We start from the raw sequence: 26,973 nt of genomic DNA, 5'->3' as shown, positions 1-26,973 counted from the left end.
ATTCACGCCCGTCCCGTTCCGCCCGCCAGGGCGGGAGGTACACGATGGCTGGTGCAATCACGCATCTTCTGCGGCGCAGCCCTCTCAGGCCAGCTGCAGCATCCGTGCCCGCGTCTCGTCGCGGTGCTTCTTCAGGTACTTCATGAAGGGCGTGCCACCCGTACCGACATCGGTATCGTTGCCCGCCGCCATGCGGGACTGCCGGTTGATATAGCTTGCCGCATATTCGAGGTGGCGAGTCCTGAAGTCCGCGACCGCCTGGGTCAGGCCGTTATAGGCATCGATCAATCCGCGCGAACCGGCGCGCCGTACAAAGTCGCGCAAGCCGCTCGCCTCACGCACATCGTCGATGAACGCGCGATGGTGCGGGGGGCGGTAAATATGCAGCTCGTCGAGATAGGTACGCATCGGATCGGCGGCATGGCCGACCCCCAGCAGCGCATCCATAGCCGGCACGATGGAGGATTGCGAACCGGTCTGCCCGCGAAACGCTACCGGCTGGCCATCATGCGCGCTGACACCTTCATAGATGATGCCGTCCGGCAGGGCAGGATTGTCCTTCCAGCCATGAATGTAGGGCCGTACACGCTCGAAATAGATATAGGGATCGCATTGTTCAGGCATGCGGTCGAAGATGGCATTGATCTTTGCCCAGACGCCCGCCATCGCTTCGAGGCGGTGCTGCACCGTGCCGGCATCGCCTGTTTCGACGGCCTCGATCACCGGCCCGAAGGCGGCCAGTGCCTCGCCGGCGGCTGCTTCAATGGCAACATGGACGAGCACGAACCACGCCTCGTCGAGGCCGCTCGCAAAATTCTGGATCATGTAGACATTGTCGAGATCTATTGGCCCGGCAGCATCGAAACGCGCCCAATTGTCCAGCACATAACCGCTATAGGGCAGGAGCGGCTGCTGTCCGAGCCTGTCGGCAAGCCAGCTGATCGGCCGGGCAAGCTGGCGCGGCAGCACGGATGGCGCTTCCGCGTCGCCCCAGACATAGGCCTGCACCATGAAGGAATAATGCACCATTGCCATACGCGCCTCGGCGTCGCTGAGCGCATCGACATCGCCTTGCCGGATAGTGTCGGGCAGCTTGTCGAGCAATAGCGTCCGCGTGCGGCCGGTGGGCAGGATCTGCGGCAATCTCAACGCGACGTCCCTTGCCTCAGCAAAAGCGCTGGGCAAGGTCACCTCGCCTGCCTCATACTTGCAGAGAAAACCACGCTCGGCGGAAACGTCATAGGATTCGAGCGGCCGGATGGGCATTTGCGGACCTCCATTGCGTGTTCTTTATGGTTGTCGCAATGATAATCCATTTGAAGTCGCTTTTTCTTGCTTTTATCGTCGCTTTATAGATATATACGCAATTTATGATTTCTCTAGACGATATGAACCGTCGAATATTGCACACCCTCGAAAACGAAGGGCGGCTAAGCAATGTCGATCTCGCCGCCCGGGTTGGCCTGTCGCCTTCGGCCTGCCTGCGCCGCGTCCAGGAGTTGGAGCGGTCTGGTATCATCAGCGGCTACCGCGCCATTATCGACCGTTCGAAACTCGGCTCCGCCATCACAATCTTCGTGATGGTCGGCCTGGCGGCGCACCTGAAGAAAGATGCCCGTGCTTTCGAACAGGCCATGGACCGCGCCCCGGAAGTGCGCGAGTGCCATAACATCACCGGCAATGTGGAATACCTGCTTCGGGTGGAGGTAGCAGATCTTGCCGCCTACAAGGCCTTCCATGCCGACACGCTGGGCGTTCTGCCGCAGGTTGCAAGCATCACGTCATACATTTCGCTGGGGTCTTCGAAGGATATGCGAGCCTGACGGATCGTTAGCCGAACACCGCCACAGTCTGACGACCGATCAGGACCGGATCGCCGGAAGCGTTCCACAGGCGCATGGACTGGCTGGAATAGCCGTGACGGGTCGCCTGCGCCTCATGATGGGCGATGAACCAGCCTTCAGCGGTGGTGATCTCCTCGCTGAGGAATTCCGCCATCCATGTCATCGAGCTGATCGGCGCCGGCTCGGTCATCATCGACATCGCAGCGGGCGGCGGCGCATCGGCGAGCGACAACAGCGTCGTCGCATTCCAGAGCGCCCCTTCATCCTTATGGCGCAGCCAGAGGGTCATGTCGCCATGTTCGGCGCCGCTCATCGGACGGTTCCCGCCCGCGAGGCGAATATTGAAATGGTTCGCGAAATTGGGCCGCCGCTCGCCGAAGAAGGACGGGCAGTCTTCCGGGCCCTTCACCTCCGGACAGGCCCGTGAGCGCTGGTCCAGCTTCGAGGGGCGCTTTGCCCCGAAGGTGAAGATGCAGCGCGCCATGATGCCTTCTTCAGTCACTAGGTCGGCATTCACGAAGGCCGATGACTTGCCGCGGCGCAGGATGCTGGGCGAGATCACGACGTCCCCGCCGACAGGCCCGATAAAGGCCACCTGGGCGGCGCGGACGGGCATGTCCGGAACCAGCTCCAGGGCCGATTCCAGGCACAACGCCGCCGTCAGCCCGCCATAGGTGGTGCGCCCCTGCAGCCAGTCGTCAGGAACCGTGGCCTCGATCCGGCCATGGGTGCCGCGCTTGAGACCGGCAATGAGTTCGCTGTAGAGCGGCATGGGCGCACGCGCTAGCAGCTAGTGCTGGCTCTCCGGCGTGGTCACGCGCAGGCCGTCCAGGTCATCCGACACAGTGATCTGGCAGGACAGGCGCGAATTCGCCTGAACGTTCTCAGCGAAGTCGAGCATGGACTGTTCCATGTCTTCCGGCTGGCCGACCTTGTCCATGAAAGCCTCGTCGACATAGACATGGCAGGTTGCGCAGGCGCAGGCGCCGCCGCAATCAGCGTCGATGCCGGGCACGGAATTCTTGATCGCCGTCTCCATGACGGATTCGCCGTTCTTGGCCTCGATCTGGCGCTCGTTACCTTCGTGGTCGATATAGATGATAGTAGGCATGCAGTCGGTTCTCCTCAGGCGGCTTCGGCCGCGATGTCTTTCATACTCTTGGATGTATCGCTGAGCTGGTCTGGCGCAATAACGGCACCGTTCATGATCAGCTTCTTGGATGCGATGAATTCCGGCGGGCTGTTCACCGCGTCGACGGCGATCAGGCGGCCATTCTTCAGGTAAAAGGCTGCGAATTTGTTTCCGGCGCGATCCCCGCGCACCACCACCTCGTCATGGCCCTGCGACAGGCCAGCAATCTGCAGCTTGATGTCGTACTGGTCGGACCAGAACCACGGGCAGTCGATGGCCGGACGCGGCTTGCCCATGATGGCGGCCGCAGCGAGCTTGCCCTGCTCGATGGCATTGTGCACGCTTTCCAGCCGCCCGGTGCGGGCATAGTGGGCGAGCGGGCGCACGGTGCAGTCACCGGCCGCGAAGATGCGCGGGTCGGCGGTGCGGGCATCCTCGTCGACGATGATCCCGTTGCGGCAGGGCAGCCCCGCCGCTTCGGCCAGCTCGACATTCGGCACGATGCCGATCCCGGCGAGCACCATGTCAGCGGGGATTTCCTCGCCATCGGCAAGCACGGCATGGGTGACCTTGCCGTCCTCACCCTTCAGCTTCGCAAGCCGCGCGCCGAGACGGATATCGACGCCGTGGCCGCGATGCAGCTCCTGGTAGAATTCGGAGATGACGGGGCTCGTCACGCGCTCCAGCACACGGTCGGCCATTTCCAGAACGGTCACGTCAAGGCCGAGCTGGCGCGCCACAGCCGCCGCTTCCAGGCCGATATAGCCGGCCCCGACAATCACCAGCTTCGTGCCGGCGATCATCTTCGGCTGGATGTGTTCGACATCGGAGATGCCGCGCAGGTCGAAGACGTTTTCGAGATCCGCCCCCTCGACCGGCAGGGCGCGCGGGCGCGACCCGGTTGCGATGATCAGCGCATCATAGGCCAGCCTGCCGCCATGTTCGAGATGCACCTCGCGGGCCGAGCGGTCGATCTTTTCAACGCGCTGGGAGAGCAGCGTCTCGACCTTGTTATCTTCATACCAGGCAGCGGGTTTGAAATAGAGGCGGTCCTCGGCCATCTCGCCCTTCATATAGGCTTTTGACAGGGGCGGACGCTGATAGGGCAGTGCCGTCTCGTCACCGACCATGGTGATGCCGCCCTCATAGCCGAACAGCCGCAGCGACTGCACGGCCTGCGCGCCAGCCTGGCCGCCACCGATGACGACGATATTTTCTGCGGTCGACAGGTCCAAGGCCTGTACTCCCTCCCATTATGTTTCCACTTTCATGACGCAGGCGTCACGATTTTTCAACCCAGTGCTTGCAAGTGCGCCAATACGTCCCTGCAGCTCAGTGTTTGCAGCGGGATTAAGCCGATAGGAGAGCAAGGTCAAATGCTGCCGAATGCCGCGGGAAACGGCGCCTGATCCCTCCGTATCGGCCTGTCCGGATTCCCGCAGATATTCGAGCTGGTAACGGATGATGATGATCGAATTGATCGCCAGATCCTCGATCTCGTCCTCACCGACATCGAGCAGCCCGTGATCGCGCATCGCGCGGAAGAAATCGCAGAAATTCTCCAGCGACTGTCGGTAGATATCGGGCAGGCGCTCCTCCAGCGCGTCGGTATGGGCGCCATAGTCGGCCTGGTCACGGTAAAGGAAGCGGAAGTCGCGCAGCTCGCCCGCCAGCGCCTCGAGATAGCGGACATAGCTCGCGATCACATCCTTGCCGTCCGGCCGGATCCCGAGGCGCGCGGCATTGCGCTCAAGGAAGCGCTCCGTGATCGCCTCCAGCAGGTCGCGCTTGGTCTTGAAGTGGTACCAGAGATTGCCTTCCGAAATGCCGACCGCCTCGGCCAGCATCGCGGTGGTGACATGGCCATAGTGCAGCCGGTTGAACAGCTGCCTGGCCGTGTCGACAATCTTCTCGCGCGTCGTCGCCGCCATCAGGTCTTCGGATGAAGCCGGACGGGCAGCTCAGTGTAGCCGGTCACGAAATTCGAGCTGACGCGCACCGGCTCACCAACCAGTTCGATCCGGTCGAAGCGGGCCAGGATTTCCTCCCACAGGATGCGCAGCTGCATCTCGGCGACGCGGTTGCCCATGCAGCGATGGATTCCGAAGCCGAAGGAGACGTGGTGGCGCGCCCGCTCGCGGTCGATGCGGAACTCGTCCGGCTGCTCGATCACTTCTTCATCGCGATTGCCCGAGCAGTACCACATAACGACCTTGTCGCCCTTGCGGATCGTCTTGCCGCCAAGCTCGAAATCCTCCAGCGCAATCCGGCGCATATGGGCGAGCGGTGTCTGGTAGCGGATAATCTCGGAGACCATGTTGGGGATGAGCGACGGGTCGGCCTTCAGCTTGGCATATTCCTCAGGATGCTTGTTGAGGAAATAGACCCCGCCGGAGATCGAGTTTCGCGTCGTGTCATTTCCGCCGACGATGAGCAACATGAGATTGCCGAGCAGCTCCATCGGGTCGTCGATCATGTGCCGCGTCTCGTCATTATGGGCGAGCAGCGAGATGAAATCGAATTTCTGCGGCTGGTTGGCCCGCTCGACCCAGAGCCGGGAGAAATATTCCAGGCACTCGGTCAGGTGCTTCATCCGCCATTCCATGTCCGCGCCCTTGACGCCAACCGCATCGGACGTGGTCGCCACGTCCGACCAGAAGGGCAGTTTGTGGCGGTCCTCGAAGGGAAAATCGAACAGCGTCGCCAGCATCTGCGTTGTCAGCTCGATCGAGACTTCGTCGACCCAGTTGAACGTCTCACCGACCGGCAGCGAGTCGAGAATGTTGCACACCCGCTCGCGGATCAGCGCTTCCAGCTCCGATAGCTGGCTCGGCGCGACCGCTGGCTGGGCCGCCCGGCGCTGAACATCATGCTTGGGCTGGTCCATGGCAATGAACATGGGTGGCTGGAAATTGTCCGTCGGGTCCCCGATCACGATGCTTGGCTCGGATGAGAAGACCTTGTGGTTGGAATCGACCGTGACGATGTCGTTGAACTTCGTGATCGACCAGTACGGCCCGAACGGGCTGTCGGGCAGGAAGTGGACCGGGTCCTCATGCCTCAGCCGGCGGAACACCTCATGGTGAAGGTTGTGTTCGAACAGCGCCGCTTCGCTCGGATCGACCGACTCGATCGGCCCCTTCAGGTTTCGCGACAGGATATCCTCATCGATCTGCATCGTGTCTGGCATGGTCTTCCTCCCTGTATATTTATTTTTAGGGTACATACCCTAGAAACCGATCATCTGCAATTCAGACCTGTCCCGGCCGGCATTTTTCTTTGTCCGGTGTCCGGCGCCGCGCTATGCCGGACGCATGATTGATCGACCCAGCTTTGAGGTGCAGCGATGACGGATACCGCCCAGCGGATGATGGCGATGCTGCATGCGCGCGCCGCAAAATTGCAGAAGGGCGAGAGCCTCACCCCGCCCATCGTGAATGCCGCCAAGTACGCCCTGCCGGGCGAGCCGGACCATGCCTTTCCCTATGGCCGGTTCGATAATCCGACCTGGGCTGCCGTCGAAGGTGCCATCGGCGTGCTGGAGGACGCGCCAACGGTCTGTTTTCCGTCCGGCATGGCGGCAGTGACGGGCGCGATCATGGCCTGCCTGAAACCGAAGGCGAAGCTGCTCCTGCCCTCGGATGGCTATTACACCGTGCGCGTCCTGATGGACGAATTCCTGCGCCAGCATGAGATCGAGGTGACCGAGATCCCCACCGCGCAGATGGACGAGCAGGATGTCACCGGATTTGATCTTGTCTGGCTGGAAACCCCATCCAATCCCGGCCTTGATGTCTGCAACATCGCCGCCATCGCCAAGCGCGTCCACGCCGCTGGCGGCCGCGTCTGCGTCGACAACACCACCGCCACCGCCCTCCTCCAGCCCGTGCTCGACCTCGGCGCGGACCTGACGGTCTCATCTGACACCAAGGCGCTGTCCGGGCATTCCGATGTCCTCTTCGGCCATGTCGCGAGCCGCGACGCGGCGCTCATCGAGCGGGTCCGCACATGGCGCAAGCTGTCCGGCGCGACGCCCGGCCCGGCCGAGGCCTATCTTGCCTATCGCGGCCTGATGACGCTGGACCTCAGGCTGGAGCGGATGTGCGCCAATGCCGAGGCGCTGGCCAACCTCTTCTACACCCACAAGACCGTGGAGGCCGTGCGCTTTCCCGGCCTTGCCGACGACCCGTCCTACAATACCGCTACTCGTCAGATGGCCCGCCCCGGCTTCGTGATCGGCATCACCTTTGCCGATGCCGCGACCGCCGAACGCTTCATCGACGACTGCCCGGCCATCTTCGCGGCCACCAGCTTTGGCGGCATCCAGACCAGCGGGGAGCGGCGCACGCGCTGGGGCGACGATGTGGCCGAAGGCTATGTCCGCCTGTCGGTTGGCTGCGAACCGACCGGGGCGCTGGTGGCGGCCATCTCGGATACGCTGGATTCGCTGGCATGAGCCATCTGGAAGTCTTCCTGCCCGATGAGGCGGCCACCGGCCGTCTCGCGCGGCGCCTCGCCCCGCACCTCAAGCCGGGCGATGTGATCGCGCTTCGCGGCGGGCTTGGTGCCGGCAAGACGACCTTTGCCCGCGCGCTGATCTCGGCCCTCAATGGCAGCGACACTGACGTGCCGAGCCCGACCTATACGCTCGTCCAGACCTATGACACGCCGGGCCTTACCGTCTTCCACTTCGATCTTTACCGGCTCGATGACCCGGATGAAGTCATGGAGCTTGGCTGGGACGAGACGATGGATGGCCTCGCCCTCATCGAGTGGCCGGACAAGGCCGGCGATCACCTGCCGCAATGGCGCCTCGACCTCACCCTCGAACAAACCGTGGATGGTCGCACAGCGAGGCTGGAAGCTTTCGGCGAAGACTGGCAGGCTCGCCTCCATGGGATTTGACGCAAACAGGCTGCTGCAGGTCGAAGCGTTCCTGGCCCGTGAGGGCTGGGGCGATGCGGCGATTGACTGGCTCGGCCAGGACGCCTCTACGCGCCGCTATGCCCGGCTGACACGCGGCGACGAGACCGCGCTCCTGATGGACGCGCCGCCCGTCGAGGATGACCCCTGCACGCCCGCCATGACCGATGCCGAGCGGCTGGCTGGCGGGTGGAACAAGCAGTCCCGCCTCGCCGCATCCCGCGTCGAGGCGTTCGCCGCAATTGGCGGCTGGCTGCACGAGCACGGCTTCAGCGCCCCGGAAATCTATGCCGGCGACCCGGAGCTTGGCCTCGCCCTGATCGAGGATTTCGGCACGCTGAAGGAGTTCGCCCGCCTCATCGAACAGGGCGAGGATGAAGTGACGCTCTACACCGCAGCCGCCGAAGCGCTGGCCGATCTGCATGCGCTGGAACGGCCGGTCATCCTGAAAGGGCTCGGCTGCGACTGGCCGCTGCTCGCCTTCGATGACCTTGCCCTGCGCGTCAACGCAGACCTCTTCGCCGACTGGCTGCCCGTGCTCGACCCGCGCATGAAGATGTCAGATGCCGCGCGCAGCCGCTGGGAAAGCGAGCGTGACGCGCTGATCGACATGGCCCGCGCCTTCCCGCGTGAGCTGACCCTGCGCGACTATCATGCTGAAAACCTCATCTGGCTGCCCGAACGCGAAGGCCGCGCCCGGATCGGCCTCCTGGACTTTCAGGACGCCGTCATCGGCTGGGACGCCTGGGACATGGCGATGCTGGTGCAGGATGCCCGCCGCGAGGTGACGCCAGCCGCCCGCGACGCGGCCATCGGCACCTATCTGGAGAAGTCCGGCAAGGCCGAAGCGGATTTCCGGGAGCGGCTGGCCGTTATCGGTACGCTGAACGCGCTGCGCATCACCGGCATCTTTTCCCGCCTCATCGCCCGCGACGGCAAGCAGCGCTATCACGACTTCCTGCCGCGCCAGAAACGCCTGCTCGCCCGCAACCTGCAGCACCCCTCGGCCGCGGGCATGGCCGATTTCGTGCGCGACGTGGCGCCGTTTATTTTCGGGGAGGCGTGAGGATGGTGATCCGTCTTCCAGAATGCCCCACCCCGACCCTCCCCTTGCACGGGGAGGGGGATGGCGTTGCGCTTAGGTCTGACGTCAGCACATACGCCCGCATGGTGAGCGAAGTCGAACCACGGGCGGGCTTTGGAACAGTGTGGCTTGCGCCCCCTCCCCCTTGGGGAGGGTCGGGGTGGGGCCGGGCTGAAAGGCGCCAATCATGACCTCCATTCCCCATACCGCCATGATCCTCGCCGCGGGCCTCGGCACGCGCATGCGGCCGCTGACCGACAACACCGCCAAGCCACTGATTGAGGTCGCGGGCAAACGGCTGATGGACTGGCAGGTCGGCCCGTTGATCGAGGCCGGGGTGAAGCGGCTGGTGGTCAACACGCACTGGTGCGCCGACCAGGTCGAAGCCCACGTGAAGGGCTATGGCGGGGTCGAGGTCGTCTTCTCCGACGAACGCGATGAGGTGCTGGAAACCGGCGGCGCGCTTGCCAAGGCGGCGCCGCTTCTGGGGTCCGATCCCGTCTTCGTGGTCAATACCGATGCGTTCTGGGCCCCGAATGATGCCGCCCCGCTCACCGAACTTGCAGCCGCATACGACCCGGCACGAATGGACGAGATCCTGCTGCTCGCCGACCGCGGCCGCTGCCTCGGCTTTCCCGGCGCGGGCGACTTCTTCATCAATGATGACGGGTCGATCCGCCATCGCGGTGAGGCCCCCGAAGCGCCCTGGGCCTATGCGGGTCTGCGCATCGTCAATCCGGCCCTGTACGCCGCGTACGCCCCTGAGCCGTTCTCGGCGTTCCGTATCTGGAGCGCGCTTTTGCCGAAGGGCCGGATGCATGGCGTGCCGCTCGACCGTTTCTGGCTGCATGTCGGTGATCCGCAGGCGCTGAAAGACGCGAAGATGTGGATGTGGTGTCACGGCGCATGACACCTCCCGGCCTCTTTGCTGACGGTGCGCCGCGGGTCTGGACCATCCCGCCGGGCGCGAACTTCCTCAAGGCGCTGGCCACCGCGCTGGCCGCAGAAAAGGGGCTCGCCGGCAAGGCCGACGCGCTGGCCGATGACCTGATCTATGTGCCCAACCGCCGGTCGGCCCGCGCCCTCGCGCTCGCCCTGTTCGAGGCGGCTGGCCACAAGCCGATCCTGATGCCGGACATCCGCCCGCTCGGCGATCTTGAAAGCGACGAGCCGCCGCCCGGTGCGGAATCGGCGCTGGCCGACCTGCCGCCCGCCGTCTCGCCCGCCGCCCGGCTTGGCCGCCTCGCCGTGCTGGTGCGCGCCTTCTACGAAAAGCGCGGCACGTCCATTCCGCCCGCCTCGGCCCTCGCCGCCGCCCGCGAGCTTGCCCGCCTGCTCGACCAGGCGGCGCTGTCGGGCGGGGTCGACTGGGACAAACTCGACACGCTCGTCGCCGACCGCCAGCTAGCGATCCACTGGCAGCAATCGATCGACTTCCTCGAAATCATCGCCACCCACTGGCCGGAAGACCTTGAGCGCAACGTCCAGATGGACCCCTATGCCCGCCGGCTGGCCGCTGCCGAGGCCACGGCGGAAAGCTGGCAGGCGAACCCGCCAAAGGGCGATATCATCATCGCCGGCTCGACCGGCGCAGACCCGTCCGGCCGGGTCCTGATGAAGGCCGCCATGACGCTGCCGCGCGCGCTGATCGTGCTGCCGGGTCTCGACCGGGATGTCAGCCCGGAGGCCTGGGGCCGGATCGCACGCGCCCCGAACCATCCGCAATTCACCATCGCGCGCACGCTGCGCACGCTTGGCCTCGCCCCGCATGAGGTCGCCATCTGGCCGGGCCTGACCAGCTCGCCGCAAGCCGATGCCCGCCGCGCCCTCGTTCATGAAGCGCTCGCTCCGGCTGATGACACCTCCGGCTGGCTCGACCGGCTGGACATCCTCTCGGGTGCACAGGACCGGGCCGCCTTCGCCCGCGACGGCTTTGCCGGCATGACGCTGATCGAGGCCGATGATGAAAGCGACGAGGCCTGGTGCGCTGCCCTCCTCCTGCGAGAAACGCTGGAAGCCGGGGGCGAAACGGCAGCCCTCGTGACACCCGACGCAGGCCTTGCCCGGCGCGTCTCGGCGCTGCTCAAGCAGTGGAACGTCAATGTCGCCCCGTCCGGCGGCGTGCCGCTCCTGCAGACGCCCGCCGGCAGTCTCGCCGCGCTTGTCATGGAATGGGCCTGCGACCCGACCGATCCGGTCGCCATGCTGGCCGTGCTGAAGCATGACCAGGTCGCCTTCGACCATGATGTGGCAAATTTCGAGCGCTTCTTCCTGCGCGGCCCACGCCGCTGGACGGACTGGGAGACGCTGGAAGCCCATATCGAGCGCACCGCCGCCGACGAGGAGAATGCGCGCCGCTCGGGCCTGCAGCCGCATCATGGCGCAGCCGCACTGAAGCTGGTCGAGGACCTGAAGGCGCAGGTCGATGCGGCAGGGTTTCCCGCAGACGATACGCCGCTTGAGGGCCTTGCCTTCCTCGAAGCGGTCAGCGAGCTGATGGGAAGTCTTGGCGCGACGCCCCTTCCCTGGGCGGGCGCCGATGGCGCGCAGCTGTCCACAGCCATGCGCGACTTTGCCGATGTCACGGCCAGCATGGAGGCCGCCGGACCGGAGATCTGGTCCGAACTCTTCAAGACCTATTGCTCCACCGTGCTGGTGCGCGAGGAGGCGCGGGATCATCCCCGGCTGAATATCTGGGGCCCGCTCGAGGCACGTCTGCAGACGGCCGACCGGCTGATCCTCGCTGGCCTCAATGAAGGCGTCTGGCCGGCCCAACCGCCCGCCGACGCCTTCCTGCCGCGCGCCTTCCGCGCCGAGATCGGCCTGTCGGACCCGGATGAGCGGATCGGCCTGTCGGCGCACGACTTCGCCCAGCTCGCCGCCGCGCCGAATGTCACGCTGTTGTCGGCCCGGCGGCGCGAAGATGCCCCGGCGATCAGTTCGCGCTGGCTGTGGCGGCTGACCACGCTGGCCCGCGGCGCCCTTGGCGAGGCGGAGGCAAAGGAAGTGCTCGGGCCGGAAGACGGCCGCGACCCTCGCCTCTGGCTCGAAGGGCTGCGTCATCCGCCGGCGCTTGAAGGCTTCAGCGCCGAGCCGCGCCCGAAACCATCGCTTGAGGCGCGCCCGTCCGGCCTGTCCGTCACGCGGATCGAGACCTTGCAGCGCGACCCCTACGCCATCTACTGCCAGTACGTCCTTGGACTGACAAAACTCGACGCCCTCGACATGCCGGTCGATGCGCGCCCTCGCGGCACCGCCATCCACGCCGCGCTGGAGAAGTTCGAGGAAGAGGGAATCGAGAAATCAGCCGACAATCTCATCGCCATGCTGGAGGCCGAGCTGCGGGCCGCCGGCGAAGCCGAGGAGGTCATTCTCGGTGCGGTTGCTTCCCGGCGGAGGACGGCCGAGGACTATCTCGCCTGGCGCAAGGCGCGGCTGCCCCTTATTGCCGGTATTCCGTATACGGAGGTCAAGGGCACCCTCGACGTCCCGCTCGGCGCCGCGCGTTTCAAGCTTTCGGCCACGGCGGACAGAATCGAGAAGCATCAGGATGGCGCGATCGCCATCCTCGATTTCAAGTCCGGCGCCCCGCCCGGTGAAGGCGAAGTGCGCACCGGACTCAACCCGCAAATGCCCCTACAGGCCATCATCGCCATGGAAGGCGGATTCGCGGATAAGGGCATCGCCGCAGCCCCTGTCCGTGAACTGACTTATGTCCGGTTCGGGACGAAATTCGATGTCCGCCATATCGGCGACAAGGCCGGTAGCGCGCACCCAGAGAAGCCGCTGGAAGAGATTATTGAGGAAACCCGCGAAGGCTTCCTCAAGCTGATCGGCCGGTTCGCGAATCCAGACCATCCCTATGTCAGCATGCCGCGCCCGAAATGGGCGAAGTATGGCTCCGACTATGCCCGGCTCGCCCGGCGCGACGAATGGGCGGCGGAGGATGGCGATGACTGACCAGGCCGAGACAGCCTTCGCAAGCGCGATCCGTGCGCAGGCGCTCGCGGCCCGGCCAGACCGGTCGGCCTGGGTCGAGGCGCATGCCGGCTCCGGCAAGACCAAGGTGCTGATCGACCGGGTCGCCCGCCTGCTGCTGCGCCGCGAAGATGGCCGCAGGGGCGCAGACCCCGACACCATTCTCTGCATCACCTACACCAAGGCGGCGGCCAATGAGATGCTGAGCCGCCTGTTCGACCGGCTCGGCAGTTGGTCGGTCATGGAGGATGCGCGCCTCGCCGGGGAACTGGCCCGGCTCGAACAGCGCGCAGAGGAGAGTTATTCGGCGGAAGATTTGCAGGCCGCACGCGCCCTCTTCGCCCGCGCCCTGGAAACGCCGGGCGGGCTGCGCATCGAGACGATCCACGCCTTCTGCTCACGCATCCTGCGCCGCTTCCCGCTGGAAGCCGATGTCTCACCGGGCTTTGCGGAGATGGAAGACCGCGACGCCGACCATCTGTGGGATGAAAGCCTCGCCGGCGAGATTCTCAGCGCCGCCGAAGATCAGCTCGACACGCTGGCAGCGCTGTCCGAGGCCGGCGGCGGGTTTGGTGCAGCCGCCCCGCTCTCCAGCCTTCGCGGCGCGCGCGGCGTGCTGACCGGCAGCAATCCGGACGCACTGAAGGCCGCGATAAGCGACACAGTCGAAGCGCCTGATGAGACGGTCGATGAGATCATGGAGCGGGCAGTGGGAAGCGGCTTGCCGCGCGAAACGCTGGCGGGGATCGCCCAGGGCCTCGGCAGACTGTCCAAGCCGGGCGCAAGCGACACCCGCCTGCTTGAAGCGCTGATCGTAATCCTGTCGGACACGCCTCTGGCGGAGCGCTGGGCGGCCTACCAGTCCGTCTTCCTGACCAGCACCGGTGCCATGCGCGCCAGTAATCCGTATACGGCAGGCGCCGCAAAGGAAGTACCGGGCCTCGCCGACGCTTTCCAGATGAAGGATGGCGATGGCCACGAGGTCACCCGCTTCCGCGGCCTGCTGAGGGACATGATCGCGCGCCAGGCCTATGAACGCACAGCCGCGCTCGTCGATGTTGGCCTGCCGGTGCTCTCGGCCTTCCGGTCCGGCAAGGCGCAGCGCGCCGCCCTCGATTTCGACGACCTCATCCAGCAGACCCGCGCCCTGCTGACCTCAGGCGGGCTGGCCGAATGGGTACTTTACAAGCTCGATGGCGGGCTGACCCATATCCTGCTCGACGAGGCGCAGGATACCAGCCCCGCCCAGTGGGAAATCATCAATGCACTGGTCGCCGAATTCCGCGCTGGGGCCGGGGTCGAGCGCGCCGTCGATCCGCGCACGCAATTCACGGTGGGCGACAAGAAGCAGTCCATCTACTCCTTCCAGGGTGCCGATCCGGATCGCTTTCTCGACGAGAAACGACGCTTTGCCGAGGCTGAGGAAACCCTGCACGGCCAGGCAAACCTGCCGGACATGACCATGTCGTTCCGCTCGACCCCGGAAGTGCTCTCCTTTGTCGATACGGTCTTCAACAGCGCCCGTTTTGCAGGTGATCCGTTCTCGGAGCATCCGCCGGAAGAGGCCGACGACCTCACCCATGTCGCCCATCGCGCCAATCAGGCGGGGCGTGTCGACCTCTGGCCGATCGAGCCGCATGCGGAGGATGATGACAGCGACCCCTGGGACGCACCCATCGATCACCTGTCTGAAAGCTCGCCGAAGAACAAGCTCGCCACGAGAGTGGCGCGCGAAATCCGCCGCATGATCGATACAGGCGAGCCGGTCTGGCGCGGCGGAAAACGCCAGCCCGCCGAGCCCGGCGACATGCTCATCCTCGTGCGCAAGCGCGGCGCTCTCTTTGAGGCGCTGATCAAGGCGCTGAAAGCCGAACGCCTGCCCGTGGCCGGGGCGGACCGGCTGGTCCTGCTGGATCATATTGGCGTTCAGGACTGCCTGAACCTCATCCGTTTCGCGCTGATGCCGGGCGATGACCTGACGCTGGCCGAAATCCTGCGCGGGCCGTTCTGCGGGCTGGTCGATGACGATCATGAGCTCTTTGTCCTCGCACATGGCCGGGGCAAGGAAGAGCGCCTCTGGGACCGGTTGCGCGCCAGCCCGGAACCGCGCTTTGCCGATGCGAAAGCCTTTTGCGAGGACCTGCTCGCGGGTCGCCACCTGCCGGCCTTCGACCTTATCACCCGGGCCCTCGTCACCCGGCATGATGACGGCCTGTCGGGCTGGGACCGGCTGATCCAGCGCCTTGGCGAGCCGGCGCGCGACCCGGTCAATGCCCTGCTCGACCGCGCCCTCGGCCATGCGATGGGCGAGGCGGCGAGCCTGCAGACCTTCCTTGCCGAGATCGAAGGCGATGCCAGCGAGCTGAAGCGCGACCTCGCCGAAGCCCACGGCCAGATCCGCGTGATGACCGTCCACGGCGCCAAGGGGCTGCAGGCGCCGATCGTCATCCTGCCGGACACCACATCCGGGGAGAAAGCCGACACGGCGAGCCTCTTCCTCGTCGATGACAATGTCCCCGTCTACAGCCCGCGCAAGGCCGACGATCCGCCCGTCATTGCCCGCGCGCGCGAAGCCCGCACCGCTGCGCAGGCGCGCGAGAGCCGGCGGCTGCTCTATGTCGCCCTGACCCGCGCCGAGGACCGGCTGATCATTGGCGGGGCATTTGCCGGCAACCGCAAGGCATCCGGATACGCCAAAGACAGCTGGTACGATCTCTGCCGGACGGCGATGCTGTCGCTGACCGGCGCCGAGGATGTCGGCGAGGGGCTGACCTATGGCGAGGTCGCCGCGCCGCTCGGCAAGGGCAGGGGTGCTGGCAGCGGACCGCCGGGCGCACCGGCCTGGACGAGGCAGGTCGTCACCCGCATCGACACCGCGCCGCGCGTCACCGCCCCGTCGCGCCTGCTGACAGACACGGCACCCGTCACCCAGCCCTTCGGCAAGGCGCGCGCGGCGGCCCTGAAGCGCGGCCAGCTGATCCACGCCCTGCTGCAATACCTGCCCGAACGCCCCGAAGCCGGGCGCGAGGCCGAGGCCCGCGCCTGGCTGGACCGCCACACCGATCTTGCCCCCGATACCCGCGCCGAAATCCTCACCGTCACCATGGCGACGCTGAACGAGCCGGGTTTCGCCGCGGTTTTCGCGCCGGGCGGGCGGGCCGAGGCCTCTGTCGTGGGGGAACTGACAAGCGGCGGCGAAAAACTCATCATCAATGGCCGCGTCGACCGGCTGGTCATTACCGGCACCGATATCCTGCTCGTCGACTACAAGACAGACCGGCCCGCGCCAGCCAGCGCCGAAGCGGTGGAACCGTCATACCTGCTACAGATGGCAGCCTATCAGATGGTGCTTGAAAAGGCTTTCCCGGGCCGCACAATCCGCCCCGCCCTGCTCTATACCGACGGGCCAAAACTGTTCGAGCTGCCGCCCAGCCTTTTGCAGAACTCACGCAACCGTTTAGCTGGTGGCATTTGAAGAATCTTGGCAGTCACTATCTATAGACAGTAAGTTTCGAGCCAAAGGAGGCATGAATGGCCGCCGAACACATTACAGATGACAATTTCGACACCGCCATCGAGGGCGACCTGCCCGTCGTGGTGGACTTCTGGGCCGAATGGTGCGGACCCTGTAAGCAGATGTCGCCGCACCTGGAAGCCGTCGCCGAGGAACTGGCCGGCAAGGTGAAAGTCGCCAAGATCAATGTCGACGAGAATCCTGTCGCCGCGTCCAAGTTTGGCGTGCGCGGCCTGCCGACGCTGATGATGTTCAAGGACGGCAAGGTCGCCGCCACGCATCTCGGCGCGATGTCGAAGCAACGCATCGCCGAATGGATCAAGGAAAGCGCTTAAGCCGCGTCCTGACCAGACAACGAAATCCGAAAGCCCGCCCGGTCCGCCGCGGCGGGCTTTTTCGTGCGCCCCGCAAGGCCCGCGACCCGTCATCCCCACAAATTCCCCATGGACGCCGCGCGTCTGCCCATTTACTTCACGGGTGAAGAAAAAATTGGAGGAGACCGTCCCATGGAGCCCTATCAGCCGCTATCGCGCTCGATCAAAGGAAAGACCGCCCTCATCACCGGCGCGGCCTCCGGCATGGGCCGGGCCACCGCCCACCTCTTCGCGCATGAGGGCGCGAATGTCGCCGTCACCGACCTCAAGCAGGAGGCCGTCGACAAGGTGGTCGACGAGATCAAGGCCGCCGGCATCGACCATGTGAAGGGCTGGGCCATGGATGTCGGCGACAAGGACGCGATCAAGCGCGTGATCGACGAGGCGGCGGCGCATTTCGGCGGGCTGGAAATCCTCGTCAACAATGCCGGTTTCGCGATTCCCGCCGATGTCGCCGAGGAGTCCTATGAAGACGCCTGGGGGCCGAGCATCAATGTCATGCTGACCAGCCACCAGCGCGCCATCCGCGCCGCCCTGCCCTATATGCGCAAGGCGAAGTTCGGGCGCATCGTGAATGTCGCCTCGACCGAGGGCCTCGGCGCGACGCCCGGCAATTCGCCTTATGTCGCCGCCAAGCATGGCGTGATCGGCCTTACCCGCGGGCTCGCCTGCGACCTTGGCCGCGACGAGGACACCGACATTACCGTCAACTGCATCTGCCCCGGCCCGATCCGCACCGGCATCACCGCCGGCATCCCGGAAGAGCACAAGACCATCTACGCCAAACGCCGCGTGCCGCTGCGCCGCTATGGCATCCCGGAAGAAGTCGCCAACATGACGCTGTCTGTCGTCCTGCCGGCGGCGAGCTTCCTGAACGGCGTGCACATCCCGGTCGATGGCGGCATGACGATCAAGAATGCTTGAGGGTTTTGATCAGCGCCGAGAGAGAAAGACAATTATGCGGCTCGCCATATCGGCGAGTTCTGCATCATTGATATGCTCAGTTTCCCACGCCGGGTTTGAGTCATGATGAAAACGGTTCGCATATGCCGTCAGCTCCCGAAGCTCAGCGGTGTCTTCAGGCGAAAGAAGCTCGCCGGCTTGGCCATGCCGCTGCTCGCATCGTCCTGCGAACTGACCCAGAAGGGATCCTGGCGGAAAGTCAGATGGAAACGCGACCCTTATGAAGGCCTCCAGCATCGGTCTTAGCGCTTGAGCTACCAACCTTTCATTATCGGCGTTAGCGGCAGCAAGATAGCTGCATACCAATTCATATCTCTTATCGTGAGCCGTAACGCAGTCATCGTGGACGTTCCACACAGCCACATTTGAACCCTGCTGCTCTCGGAAAATGCGGAGCGCTACCCGACTATTCATCGGCGCGCTCTCCCAAACTCGACACAGGAATGATTTCGAGTGCGACAGGACTAGTACCTGCTGTACTCTCGCTGAAAGTAACAGGATTTCTCGTACAGTTCTCAGGGTTCGGTGCTCATCCAAGCTTGTCATAGGATCATCGATTACAACAATGCGTTGACCCAAGTCGTCTTCCATATCCAAAGAGGAAAAGAAAAACGCCAAGGCCAACGTACTTCGATCGCCTGCACTAAGGGTATTCTTGAAGCTTGGACCTTCAGTCGCCGCAATATCTACAGTGTGATTGTTTATAACTACAGCGTATGATGTAGAAGACCCAGACCTTCTATTCACCGAGTGTATCCGAGACAGTCGGAATGAGGCGTTCAGTCTCGCCAGATAATCGTTTATCCTATCCTCATACTGTGGAAATATTTGATTTCGATATACGTCTAGCTGCTGACGTGTTTCATCTCGTTGGCGTTCTGTATTTTGCTTCGCTGCCTTTTCATCCAAATATGATTGGCAAAGCTCCCTAACGCCATCTTCAAATCGTGATTTCGTTGCCTGTAAGCTATCAAAGTCTCGCTGGAGGGCCGACAAATCGTCAGCCTCTATACGTTCTTTGATAAGTGCGATTTCTTCGTTCGCATTTTCAAATGCGGCCATCTTCGCCGACATTGCGTCGGCAAGATCGTGAAACCGCTGCACAAGGTGCAGTGTCTCTGGACTTAACGTGCGCGGTTCCAAGGGAGCTAAAGATTTCAACTTCAACTGATTTAGAACCGCATTCCTCGCATCAATCCAGGCCCTATGCATTTCAGCAGTATCAATGTCGAAGTCTGGAACGCTGAAAAAACCAGCCCAGAAGTCTCTGTTCTGATAGAATTTTCGTGCGTCGCGCTCAAAGGCTGCGACAACAGGCTCACCATGCTCATGTTCAACTCTGTCGATTGCTTCAAGCAAAGTCGTCGTCAGCCGGTCGTATTCTTCTGAAAAATACACTTTGTACTCAGAGATCAGCCGTGAATCCCACGAACTCAAGCCGCAAAACGGGCAGCTTTCGCCCAAGAAAGCGATGCCTTCGCCAACCCATCGCTCCGCACCCTCACCAAGCGCCTGAAAGTGCTGTTGGACTCGCTCTGTAGCGGCAGCTTCAACGTTTGCCAAAGACTTGCTTAGCGACGATTCCAGCCATGCCAAGTCGAACTTCGGAGGTGTAAATTGGTCAAACTGCTCTTGATCTCTAATCTTCGTGGCGGATTTCGCGGCCGAGATTCTTTTGCCGGCAAGATCGATCTTGTTTTCGATATCTGGATCGGGATTCAGACCACAGAATTCCTCAACGCTCAGTCCGTTTCTCAGGTGCTCTGGAATAGCGTTTGCCCGCCCCCTTAGCTCGACGTTATGTCGCTCAATCTGCGCAACTTTTTCTTGAAGAGCATCGTTTAGCTGCACCCCTTGCGCCCCTAAGATCAACTCATGCAAGTTTTGTCGATGAGAAGGATGTATTTCGACGCCGGAACAAACGTTTTTTGACACAAAGTCGTCATCGAAAACCGAGACTGCGGGCACGTCCCGAGTCCAAACTCCATTCTCAAATACAATATTTTGTCCATCCACCACGAGAACGACGTGCGGAGTATTTTCTGCACCCAGTCTGTGCCGATCTAAAATCAGCTGTGGGTTGTTAGTAGCGAGCGACCGGAAAATGTTGGAAACGGTAGTTTTTCCACGCCCATTCTCCGCATAGATGAGTGTTAATGGCGCCAATGCAGCGGCTGGAGGCGGCGAAACCGAGTCAAACTGACCAATGTTTCTCAACAAGTTTATTCTGTTGACGACTGCCATAAACTTCTCCACCCAGAAACGACGCTCTCATTGCCATATACTAGAGATTGCAAAACGGGATGTCAGCTAGCACGATCCAACTGGACGCATTCCCACCCACTCTTCCGACCCATAAAACAGCTCAGCGAGTTCATGCGGGTAGGGTTGTTGGTGGCGGTGCGGGAAACCCTCAATGAGGCTGTTGCGCTAGACAACCTGTACCTGCGGCCCGAATCATCAAGAACGCTTGAGCGGCGCCCCCTACCCTTCCTCATGCAGCGGCAGGACCTGGCCGGTTACCGCGCCGCCGTCGATGACGAATTCGCTGCCGGTGGAAAAGGTCGCCTCGGTCATCAGGAAGCGCACCATGCGGGCGACCTCCTTGGCTTCGCCAAAGCGCGGCAGGGGCTGGGTGGCGACCACCTCATTACCCATGCCTTCGGTCATCGGGGTCGTGATCGGGCCGGGATGGACCGAGACCACCCGGATGCCGCCATCGGCCAGGTCGAGCGCCGCCGCCTTGGTCAGCCCGCGCACGCCCCACTTGCTGGCGACATAGGCGGCGAGCCCGCCATAGCCCTGAAGGCCCGCCGTCGAGGAGGTGTTGACGATGACCCCGCCGCCCGCCTCGCGCAGCGCCGGTGCGCAGACATGCAAGCCAAGGAAGACGCCGGTCAGGTTGATGTCGATCAGTTTCCGGAACGCGTCCGGCGAGCAGGCCTCGACGCTCGCGAAATCGGCGATCCCGGCATTGTTGAACAGGGCGTTGAGCCCGCCAAACGCCTTGGTCGCGGCCTTCACGGCGGCGCGCCAGTCCGCCTCACGCGTGACATCGAGGTGATGGTAGACGGCCTTGTCCCCCAGCGCGGCAGCGAGCGCCTTGCCCTCCTTGTCGAGCACGTCGGCGATCATCACATGCGCCCCGGCCTCGGCAAGCAGGCGGGCGGTTGCCCCGCCAATGCCGCGCGCGCCCCCCGTGATCAGGACCTTGAGCGCATCAGGGGCGATTGTGTTGACGGTCATTTTCCTCTCCTCCGCATGGGCCATTCGGCTCGTTTATCGGGCGAAGCCTAGCACCGGCGAGCGCGCGGCGCGCTTCGGGGAATCCCTTATTCGCTTTCACGGCTTGCTCACCGGGCGAAACCTGGCAATCTTGGTGAATCACGACCGGGAGGGGAAAATGAAATCGCTTGTCGTTCCGCTGGCCCTGCTGGGCCTGGCCGCTTGCGCCACCGAAACTGTCGCGCCTGCGCCGGAGCCGGCCACATTGTCAGATGCCGAATTCAAGACGCTCTGGAATGCGGCCTACAATTCGAAGCCTGAATCCGGCGCCGAAACGGCGTTCACGGCGATGCTCGAGCGCGAAGACCTGACACCCGCCCAGCGCGGCGAAGTCTATTATGGCCGTGGCACAATGCGCGGCATCTATGTGCGCGACTGGCCCGAAGCCTATCCACAATGCGCACTTGGCGACTTCATGAAAGCCAAGGACCTGCCGCTCTCTGAGGCGCGCATGCAACAGATGAGACAGAGCATGGAGTACCAGGTCTCCCGCCAGCAATATTTCAAGGACGCCCCGAGACTGTGCCAGGAATGGGCGGCAGAAGCGGCTGTCTGGCTGTACGCGCCGGCGGAGTGAGGCTCCTTTCTTGGGGCCAGACCGGAATCAGACTGAAAATGTACCGGAATCATACTGGAATCAGACTGTTTTAATACCGTGTCGCCCGGAGGACATTTCCAGGACGCTTAAGCGGGGAGCTCTTCATTCAGGGCGAGGACTTTTCCCGCCAGATAGAGCGAGCCGCAGATCAGGATACGCTCCGCCCCGGCCCGGACCGCCGCTTTCATCGCGGCTTCAAAGCCCTGATGGGCTTCGGCCTCAGCCCCCGCATCCCGCGCCGCGACGGCCAGCGCCTCGGGGCTGAAGCTGTTGTCATTATTGGCGATCGGGCAGGTGAAGACGCGCAGGCCGGGACGCTTCAGCGCCGCGAAGAAGCCCGCTGCATCCTTGTTGGCGAGCATGGCCGAGACCAGCATTGTCCGCTTGGCTGGCTCCTCCCGGTCGAGCGTGTCGAGCACCCCGGCCAGGGCGCGACCGGCATGGGGGTTGTGCCCCCCGTCGAGCCAGACCGGCATGTCATTGGCAAGTGCCGTGACCGGGCCGGGCGAGAGGCGCTGCATCCGGGCGGGCCAGTGGGCGGAGGCGGCGCCGGCCTGGATCGCGTCATCTGTAATACCTTGAAGTCCAGCGGTTTTCAGTGCTTTCGCCGCCAGCGCGGCATTGGCGAACTGGTGCTCTCCGGCAAGGCCCAGCGGCGGCTCTATGGCGGCGATTTCGGCGGCGGTGACAAAGTCGATCACCGTGCCGAGCTTCGCCGCCTCGGCCTTCAGCGCGGCCTCCGCCTCGCTGCCCTGGATTGCGGACACGGCGGGGCAGCCGGGCTTCAGGATACCGGCCTTGTCGGTCGCGATCTTGGTGATCGTATTGCCGAGGAATTGCTGGTGGTCGAGGTCGATCGGGCAGAAGACCGAACAGGCCGCCTGTGTAATGACATTCGAGGCATCGAAGCGCCCGCCCAGGCCAACTTCGAGGACCAGCAGGTCGGCTGGCGTCTCGGAAAAGGCGAGGAAACTCGCCGCCTGCGCCGCCTCGAAATGCGTGATCGGCCGGTAGCCGAGCAGGGCAGCCTCGACGCGTTCGAGGCAGTCGACGAGATAATCGTTTGAAATCAGCGTGCCGGCAAGCCGGATGCGCTCATTGAAGCGGACGAGGTGGGGCGATGTCGCCGTGTGGACGGTGAGCCCGGCTGCCTCGGCCATGGCGCGGATAAAGGCGACGGTGGAGCCTTTTCCATTTGTCCCGGCGACGTGGATTATCGGGGGAAGGTCGAGATGCGGATTGCCCAGCGTCTCGAGCACGACGAGCAGCCGGTCAAGCGCCAGGATCCGGTCGGACGGATTATATCGCTCGAACCGTTTCAGCGCCGCTTCGACGCCCAGCTGCGCGTCAATCAACCCTTGCCGGCCTTCTTGTCTTTCTGCGGCGCCGGCACGTCCGCGGAGGGTGCGTTCACCGGTCCGATGGCCGTGCTTTCGGAAGCGCGCTTGGGCAACAAATGCCGGAGGATACGGCCCAGAACATCCTTCATCTCGCGCCGGTCGCAGACAATGTCGACCTGGCCTTTTTCGCGGAGGAATTCCGAGCGCTGGAAGCCTTCCGGCAGCTTCTCGCGGATCGTCTGCTCAATCACGCGGGGGCCGGAAAAGGCGATCATTGCGTCCGGTTCAGCGATGTGAACATCACCGAGCATCGCATAGGAGGCCGAAACGCCGCCGGAAGTCGGATCGGTGAGAATAACGATATAGGGAAGGCCGGCATCGCGGACCTCGGAAATGGCGAGCGTGGTCCGCGGCATCTGCATCAGGGAAAGCGTGCCCTCCTGCATCCGAGCCCCGCCGGAGGCTGTGCAGACAACAAACGCCGCCTTGCGGGCGACGGCCAGCTGGGCGGCTGCAATGAATGCCTCACCGGCCGCCATACCGAGCGAACCGCCCATGAAGGCAAAGTCCTGCACCAGGATCACCGTTGGCTTGCCATTTACCCGGCCGAAGGCGGCGGCCATGCAGTCATCCTGCGCAACCGGCGGGCTGCCTTCCGGGCTTTCTTCCTTTTCGCGCCCGGCAATCTTCGCCTTGGCGGCTTTCAGGCGGGAAGGATAAGGCTTGTCGTCCTTGAACTTCAGCGGGTCCTGCGCAACAGGCGGAAGTTGCAATGGCTCCCAGCGCTCCTGATCGAACAGGAGGCGGAAGCGGCGGCGCGGCGAAATCCGCAGATGCGCGCCGGCTGGCGTCACATACCAGCTCTCCTCGAGGTCGGAGCGATAGACGAGTTCCCCGCTTTTCGGGCACTTCACCCAGAGATTGTCCGGCGTGTCCTTCTTCGAGGACAAGAAGGTCTTCAATCCCGGCGTGCGGAAATTCGTAAGCCAATTCATTTCGCTGGACTCCCTGAATGGTCCAATACGTTACAGTTACGACGATACGCCTTTGAGCGCGGTCGACAACTCTTTGGCCAGCCCCCCAATCCGCCCGGCTATACTGCCAGTGTCTCCTGACTCAAGAGCCAAGCGCACATGATCCACGAAAGCGGTGCCCACCACAACCCCATCAGCGATACCGGCCATGGCGGCCGCCTGTTCACCTGTGCGCACGCCAAACCCGACGCAAACCGGCAAACCGGAGACTTTCTGGGCCCGCTCGACGCCCTCTCGGATATCTTCCGGATCGGCTGAACCTGCACCAGTTACGCCAGCAACAGCGACATAATAGAGAAAGCCGGACGCGCCTTCGGCAACCTTGGCGATGCGCTTTTCCGTCGTGGTCGGCGTGGCCAGACGAATGACAGAAATACCATATTTTTCATAGGCTTCGCGCAGCTCATGATCTTCCTCGGGCGGCAGATCGACAAGGATCGTCCCGTCAATCCCGGCGTCGGCGGCTGATTCGGCAAACGCGGCATAGCCCATATGAAAGACCGGATTGGCATAGCCCATCAGGATGAGCGGCGTCTCCTTGTCCTCAGCGCGAAACCGCTTTGCGAGGGCGAGGACATCGGCCAGCTTCGTCCCGGCCTTCAGGCTGCGCTGGCCGGCCAGCTGGATCGCCGGGCCATCGGCCATCGGATCGGTGAAGGGCGCGCCCAGCTCTATGATGTCGGCGCCATTATCGCGCAGGGCGCACAGCGTCTGATAGCTCGTTTCGAGATCCGGATCGCCCGCCATGACATAGGTGACGAGTGCGGCCCGCTTCTCGGCGCGCACGCGGTCGAACCGGTCGGTAATTCTCTGTGTGGGCATTACTGTGCGGGCGCCTTCGTATTCTCGTCCAGCCAGGTGGCGAAGGGTGCCGGCATGTGGCTGACCGGCATCGCGACCATAGCCGGGACATCATAGGGGTGGATTTTATTGACGAGGGTTTCCAGCGCGTTCCAGCACGGCGCAACGGATTTCAGCCAGAGAACATGCTCGAAGGCCTGTTCGACCACGCCTTTCCATAGATAGGTCGACGTCACCGGGCCTTCGATATTGGCGCAGGCGGCGAGGCGTTGCTCAACGGAGGCATCGGCAATCTTCTGGGCGACGTCCTTTGACGGGCAGGTAATACGGATGAGGAGAGCTTCGGTCATGTTGAAATCAGCCGGTTTTCTGGCGGTTATCCTAATCTGGTCACCGATATTGCACACCGCCGGGCATGCAGAAACCCGGTTTAGACGCAATCAGAGGCGAACATCTGCTATTCCATCACCTTCACGCCCTTAAGCTGCTCATTCATGCCGGATCGTGGCAGACCACGCACACCTTGTTGCCGTCGGGGTCCCGGAAATAAGCGCCATAGTAGTTCTCATGATACTGGGGGCGAAGACCAGGATTGCCCTCATTCCCTGCCCCGCCTGCCAGCGCCGCAGCATGTGCAGCATCGACAGCAGCCCGGCTCGGTGCCAGCAGCGCGATCATCTGTCCGTTACCAGAGGATGCTTCTTGTCCGTCGAACGGTTCCGCCAGCACAAAAAAGGGCCGCCCGCCATCGCGCGCGGTCCACATCACGAATTGCTTTGACTTCGCCGGGTCGCGCGGCGGATAGCCGAGCGCAGCCATCACAGGCGTGTAAAACGCTCGCGCTCCTGCCTTGTTCTTCGTCCCCAGCGTGACGTGCGAGATCAAGCTCAGATATCCATGCCCAGATGCTCGGCCACCGAGAAGATGTCCTTGTCGCCCCGGCCGCAGAGATTCATGATCAGGATCTGGTCCTTGTCCATCGTCTCGCAGACATCGCCCAGGCGGGCGATGGCGTGGGCGGGCTCAAGCGCCGGAATGATACCCTCAAGACGCGTGCAAAGCTGGAAGGCGTCGAGCGCTTCCTTGTCAGTGCAGGTCAGGTATTCCGCCCGGCCGGTGTCGCGCAGGAAGGCGTGTTCGGGGCCGATGCCGGGATAGTCGAGCCCGGCGGAAATCGAGTGCGCATCGATGATCTGGCCGTCATCGGTCTGCAAGAGGTAGGTCTTGTTGCCGTGGAGAATGCCGGGCTGACCACCATTCAGGGCGGCGGCATGTTCGCCGGTCTCGATGCCATGGCCGGCAGCCTCGACGCCGATCAGCCGCACGCCCTCATCCTCGATGAAGGGATGAAACAGGCCGATCGCATTGGACCCGCCGCCGATACAGGCCATGACGGCATCCGGCAGGCGGCCTTCGCGTTCGAGGATCTGGCGGCGCGCCTCCTTGCCGATCACGGACTGGAAGTCGCGCACCATCTCCGGATAGGGGTGCGGGCCAGCGGCGGTGCCGATGACGTAGAAGGTGTCGTGGACGTTGGTGACCCAGTCGCGCAGCGCCTCGTTCATCGCATCCTTCAGCGTGCCGGTACCGGAAGAGACCGGAACGATCTCGGCACCGAGCAACTTCATCCGGAAGACGTTCGGCTTCTGGCGCACGACATCGGTCGCGCCCATGAAAACGGTACAGGGCAGGCCAAAGCGGGCGCACGCCGTCGCCGTTGCGACGCCGTGCTGGCCGGCGCCGGTCTCTGCGATGATGCGCGTCTTGCCCATGCGCAGGGCCAGCAGCACCTGGCCGAGACAGTTATTGATCTTGTGCGAGCCGGTATGGTTGAGCTCATCGCGCTTGAAGTAGATCTTCGGCCCACCGAAATGCTCGCTCATCCGCTCGGCATGATAGAGCGGCGAAGGCCGGCCGACATAGTGCTCCCAGAAATCGTCCATCTGGGCGGCGAAAGCCGGATCCTTCTTGGCGGCGCGATATTCTTCTTCCAGTTCGAGAATGAGCGGCATCAGCGTTTCGGCGACATAGCGTCCGCCAAACTCGCCGAAGCGGCCTTTCTCGTCAGGCCACTGTGCCCATGTATTCAGCTTGTTCATTTGA

24 protein-coding genes are annotated in these 26,973 nt (G+C 63.3%); 10 read left to right on the top strand and 14 right to left on the bottom strand.

The window, feature by feature from the left end; all coding sequences use genetic code 11:
- Positions 1-84: 84 nt before the first annotated feature.
- The gene (locus D1223_RS07865) at positions 85-1,266 is read right to left on the bottom strand and encodes a PrnB family protein (RefSeq protein ID WP_119375842.1); all 1,182 of its coding nucleotides are present in this window, start codon (positions 1,264-1,266) and stop codon (positions 85-87) included.
- A 104-nt stretch (positions 1,267-1,370) separates the two neighbouring features.
- Between D1223_RS07865 and D1223_RS07860 the strand changes: the two genes are divergently transcribed.
- Entirely contained in the window at positions 1,371-1,823 is a 453-nt protein-coding gene (locus tag D1223_RS07860; protein WP_119375841.1) for an Lrp/AsnC family transcriptional regulator, read from the top strand.
- Between the two features lie 7 nt (positions 1,824-1,830).
- Here D1223_RS07860 and D1223_RS07855 read toward each other — a convergent pair whose 3' ends face one another.
- The 5 genes from D1223_RS07855 to D1223_RS07835 are packed head-to-tail and all read right to left on the bottom strand — an operon-like array spanning position 1,831 to position 6,166.
- A complete protein-coding gene (locus tag D1223_RS07855; protein WP_119375840.1) occupies positions 1,831-2,616 on the bottom strand; it encodes an acyl-CoA thioesterase in 786 nt (261 codons plus the stop codon).
- 18 nt (positions 2,617-2,634) lie between these two features.
- Entirely contained in the window at positions 2,635-2,955 is a 321-nt protein-coding gene (locus D1223_RS07850) for a 2Fe-2S iron-sulfur cluster-binding protein (protein ID WP_119375839.1), read from the bottom strand.
- Positions 2,956-2,969: 14 nt separating this feature from the next.
- Positions 2,970-4,211, bottom strand: a complete 1,242-nt coding sequence (locus tag D1223_RS07845; protein ID WP_233353083.1) for an NAD(P)/FAD-dependent oxidoreductase — start codon at positions 4,209-4,211, stop codon at positions 2,970-2,972.
- An 18-nt stretch (positions 4,212-4,229) separates the two neighbouring features.
- Complete coding sequence (locus D1223_RS07840) at positions 4,230-4,907, bottom strand: TetR/AcrR family transcriptional regulator (protein ID WP_119375838.1); 678 nt, start codon at positions 4,905-4,907, stop codon at positions 4,230-4,232.
- Positions 4,907-6,166, bottom strand: coding sequence for a cytochrome P450 (locus D1223_RS07835; protein ID WP_119375837.1), 1,260 nt, complete (start codon positions 6,164-6,166; stop codon positions 4,907-4,909). The genes D1223_RS07840 and D1223_RS07835 overlap by 1 nt, the downstream gene beginning before the upstream one ends.
- Before the next feature lie 156 nt (positions 6,167-6,322).
- On the opposite strand from D1223_RS07835, the gene D1223_RS07830 reads away from it, so the two are divergent.
- From D1223_RS07830 to D1223_RS07795, 8 genes are all read left to right on the top strand, one after another.
- Positions 6,323-7,432 (top strand): cystathionine gamma-lyase, encoded by a 1,110-nt coding sequence (locus D1223_RS07830; RefSeq protein WP_119375836.1) that lies wholly within the window; start codon positions 6,323-6,325, stop codon positions 7,430-7,432.
- Positions 7,429-7,881, top strand: coding sequence for a tRNA (adenosine(37)-N6)-threonylcarbamoyltransferase complex ATPase subunit type 1 TsaE (tsaE, locus tag D1223_RS07825; RefSeq protein ID WP_119375835.1), 453 nt, complete (start codon positions 7,429-7,431; stop codon positions 7,879-7,881). Before D1223_RS07830 ends, tsaE begins: the two co-directional genes overlap by 4 nt.
- Positions 7,871-8,965, top strand: coding sequence for an aminoglycoside phosphotransferase family protein (locus tag D1223_RS07820; protein ID WP_119375834.1), 1,095 nt, complete (start codon positions 7,871-7,873; stop codon positions 8,963-8,965). The genes tsaE and D1223_RS07820 overlap by 11 nt, the downstream gene beginning before the upstream one ends.
- Before the next feature lie 205 nt (positions 8,966-9,170).
- Positions 9,171-9,893 (top strand): nucleotidyltransferase family protein, encoded by a 723-nt coding sequence (locus D1223_RS07815; RefSeq protein WP_233353082.1) that lies wholly within the window; start codon positions 9,171-9,173, stop codon positions 9,891-9,893.
- Complete coding sequence (gene addB, locus D1223_RS07810) at positions 9,890-12,943, top strand: double-strand break repair protein AddB (protein ID WP_119375833.1); 3,054 nt, start codon at positions 9,890-9,892, stop codon at positions 12,941-12,943. The genes D1223_RS07815 and addB overlap by 4 nt, the downstream gene beginning before the upstream one ends.
- Positions 12,936-16,436, top strand: coding sequence for a double-strand break repair helicase AddA (addA, locus tag D1223_RS07805; protein WP_158588436.1), 3,501 nt, complete (start codon positions 12,936-12,938; stop codon positions 16,434-16,436). Before addB ends, addA begins: the two co-directional genes overlap by 8 nt.
- Positions 16,437-16,492: 56 nt before the next feature.
- The gene (gene trxA / locus D1223_RS07800; RefSeq protein ID WP_119375831.1) at positions 16,493-16,810 is read left to right on the top strand and encodes a thioredoxin; all 318 of its coding nucleotides are present in this window, start codon (positions 16,493-16,495) and stop codon (positions 16,808-16,810) included.
- Between the two features lie 171 nt (positions 16,811-16,981).
- Entirely contained in the window at positions 16,982-17,773 is a 792-nt protein-coding gene (locus tag D1223_RS07795) for an SDR family NAD(P)-dependent oxidoreductase (protein ID WP_119375830.1), read from the top strand.
- A 9-nt stretch (positions 17,774-17,782) separates the two neighbouring features.
- Here the strand turns inward: D1223_RS07795 and D1223_RS07790 are convergent, their stop codons facing one another.
- Together D1223_RS07790 and D1223_RS07785 are read right to left on the bottom strand one after the other, a co-directional pair.
- Positions 17,783-20,056 (bottom strand): AAA family ATPase, encoded by a 2,274-nt coding sequence (locus tag D1223_RS07790; RefSeq protein ID WP_119375829.1) that lies wholly within the window; start codon positions 20,054-20,056, stop codon positions 17,783-17,785.
- Between the two features lie 240 nt (positions 20,057-20,296).
- A complete protein-coding gene (locus tag D1223_RS07785; protein ID WP_119375828.1) occupies positions 20,297-21,058 on the bottom strand; it encodes an SDR family oxidoreductase in 762 nt (253 codons plus the stop codon).
- Positions 21,059-21,215: 157 nt separating this feature from the next.
- On the opposite strand from D1223_RS07785, the gene D1223_RS07780 reads away from it, so the two are divergent.
- Positions 21,216-21,674, top strand: a complete 459-nt coding sequence (locus tag D1223_RS07780; protein ID WP_119375827.1) for a hypothetical protein — start codon at positions 21,216-21,218, stop codon at positions 21,672-21,674.
- A gap of 107 nt (positions 21,675-21,781) precedes the next feature.
- Here the strand turns inward: D1223_RS07780 and D1223_RS07775 are convergent, their stop codons facing one another.
- From D1223_RS07775 to trpB, 6 genes are all read right to left on the bottom strand, one after another.
- Positions 21,782-23,050 (bottom strand): bifunctional folylpolyglutamate synthase/dihydrofolate synthase, encoded by a 1,269-nt coding sequence (locus tag D1223_RS07775; protein WP_119375826.1) that lies wholly within the window; start codon positions 23,048-23,050, stop codon positions 21,782-21,784.
- Positions 23,047-24,030 (bottom strand): acetyl-CoA carboxylase carboxyltransferase subunit beta, encoded by a 984-nt coding sequence (locus D1223_RS07770; RefSeq protein ID WP_119375825.1) that lies wholly within the window; start codon positions 24,028-24,030, stop codon positions 23,047-23,049. The genes D1223_RS07775 and D1223_RS07770 overlap by 4 nt, the downstream gene beginning before the upstream one ends.
- Before the next feature lie 36 nt (positions 24,031-24,066).
- The gene (gene trpA / locus D1223_RS07765) at positions 24,067-24,891 is read right to left on the bottom strand and encodes a tryptophan synthase subunit alpha (RefSeq protein WP_119375824.1); all 825 of its coding nucleotides are present in this window, start codon (positions 24,889-24,891) and stop codon (positions 24,067-24,069) included.
- On the bottom strand, positions 24,891-25,220 hold the full coding sequence (cutA, locus tag D1223_RS07760) for a divalent-cation tolerance protein CutA (RefSeq protein WP_119375823.1): 330 nt from the start codon (positions 25,218-25,220) through the stop codon (positions 24,891-24,893). The genes trpA and cutA overlap by 1 nt, the downstream gene beginning before the upstream one ends.
- 142 nt (positions 25,221-25,362) lie before the next feature.
- On the bottom strand, positions 25,363-25,755 hold the full coding sequence (locus D1223_RS07755; RefSeq protein WP_119375822.1) for a VOC family protein: 393 nt from the start codon (positions 25,753-25,755) through the stop codon (positions 25,363-25,365).
- A 2-nt stretch (positions 25,756-25,757) separates the two neighbouring features.
- On the bottom strand, positions 25,758-26,969 hold the full coding sequence (trpB, locus tag D1223_RS07750; protein ID WP_119375821.1) for a tryptophan synthase subunit beta: 1,212 nt from the start codon (positions 26,967-26,969) through the stop codon (positions 25,758-25,760).
- Positions 26,970-26,973: the final 4 nt, after the last annotated feature.

Origin of the sequence: Henriciella mobilis (assembly GCF_003576285.1) — a bacterium.
In the GTDB taxonomy this organism is placed as follows: domain Bacteria; phylum Pseudomonadota; class Alphaproteobacteria; order Caulobacterales; family Hyphomonadaceae; genus Henriciella; species Henriciella mobilis.
Note: the sequence above shows the minus strand (reverse complement) of the source record. Positions and strands in the feature narration are given on the sequence as shown.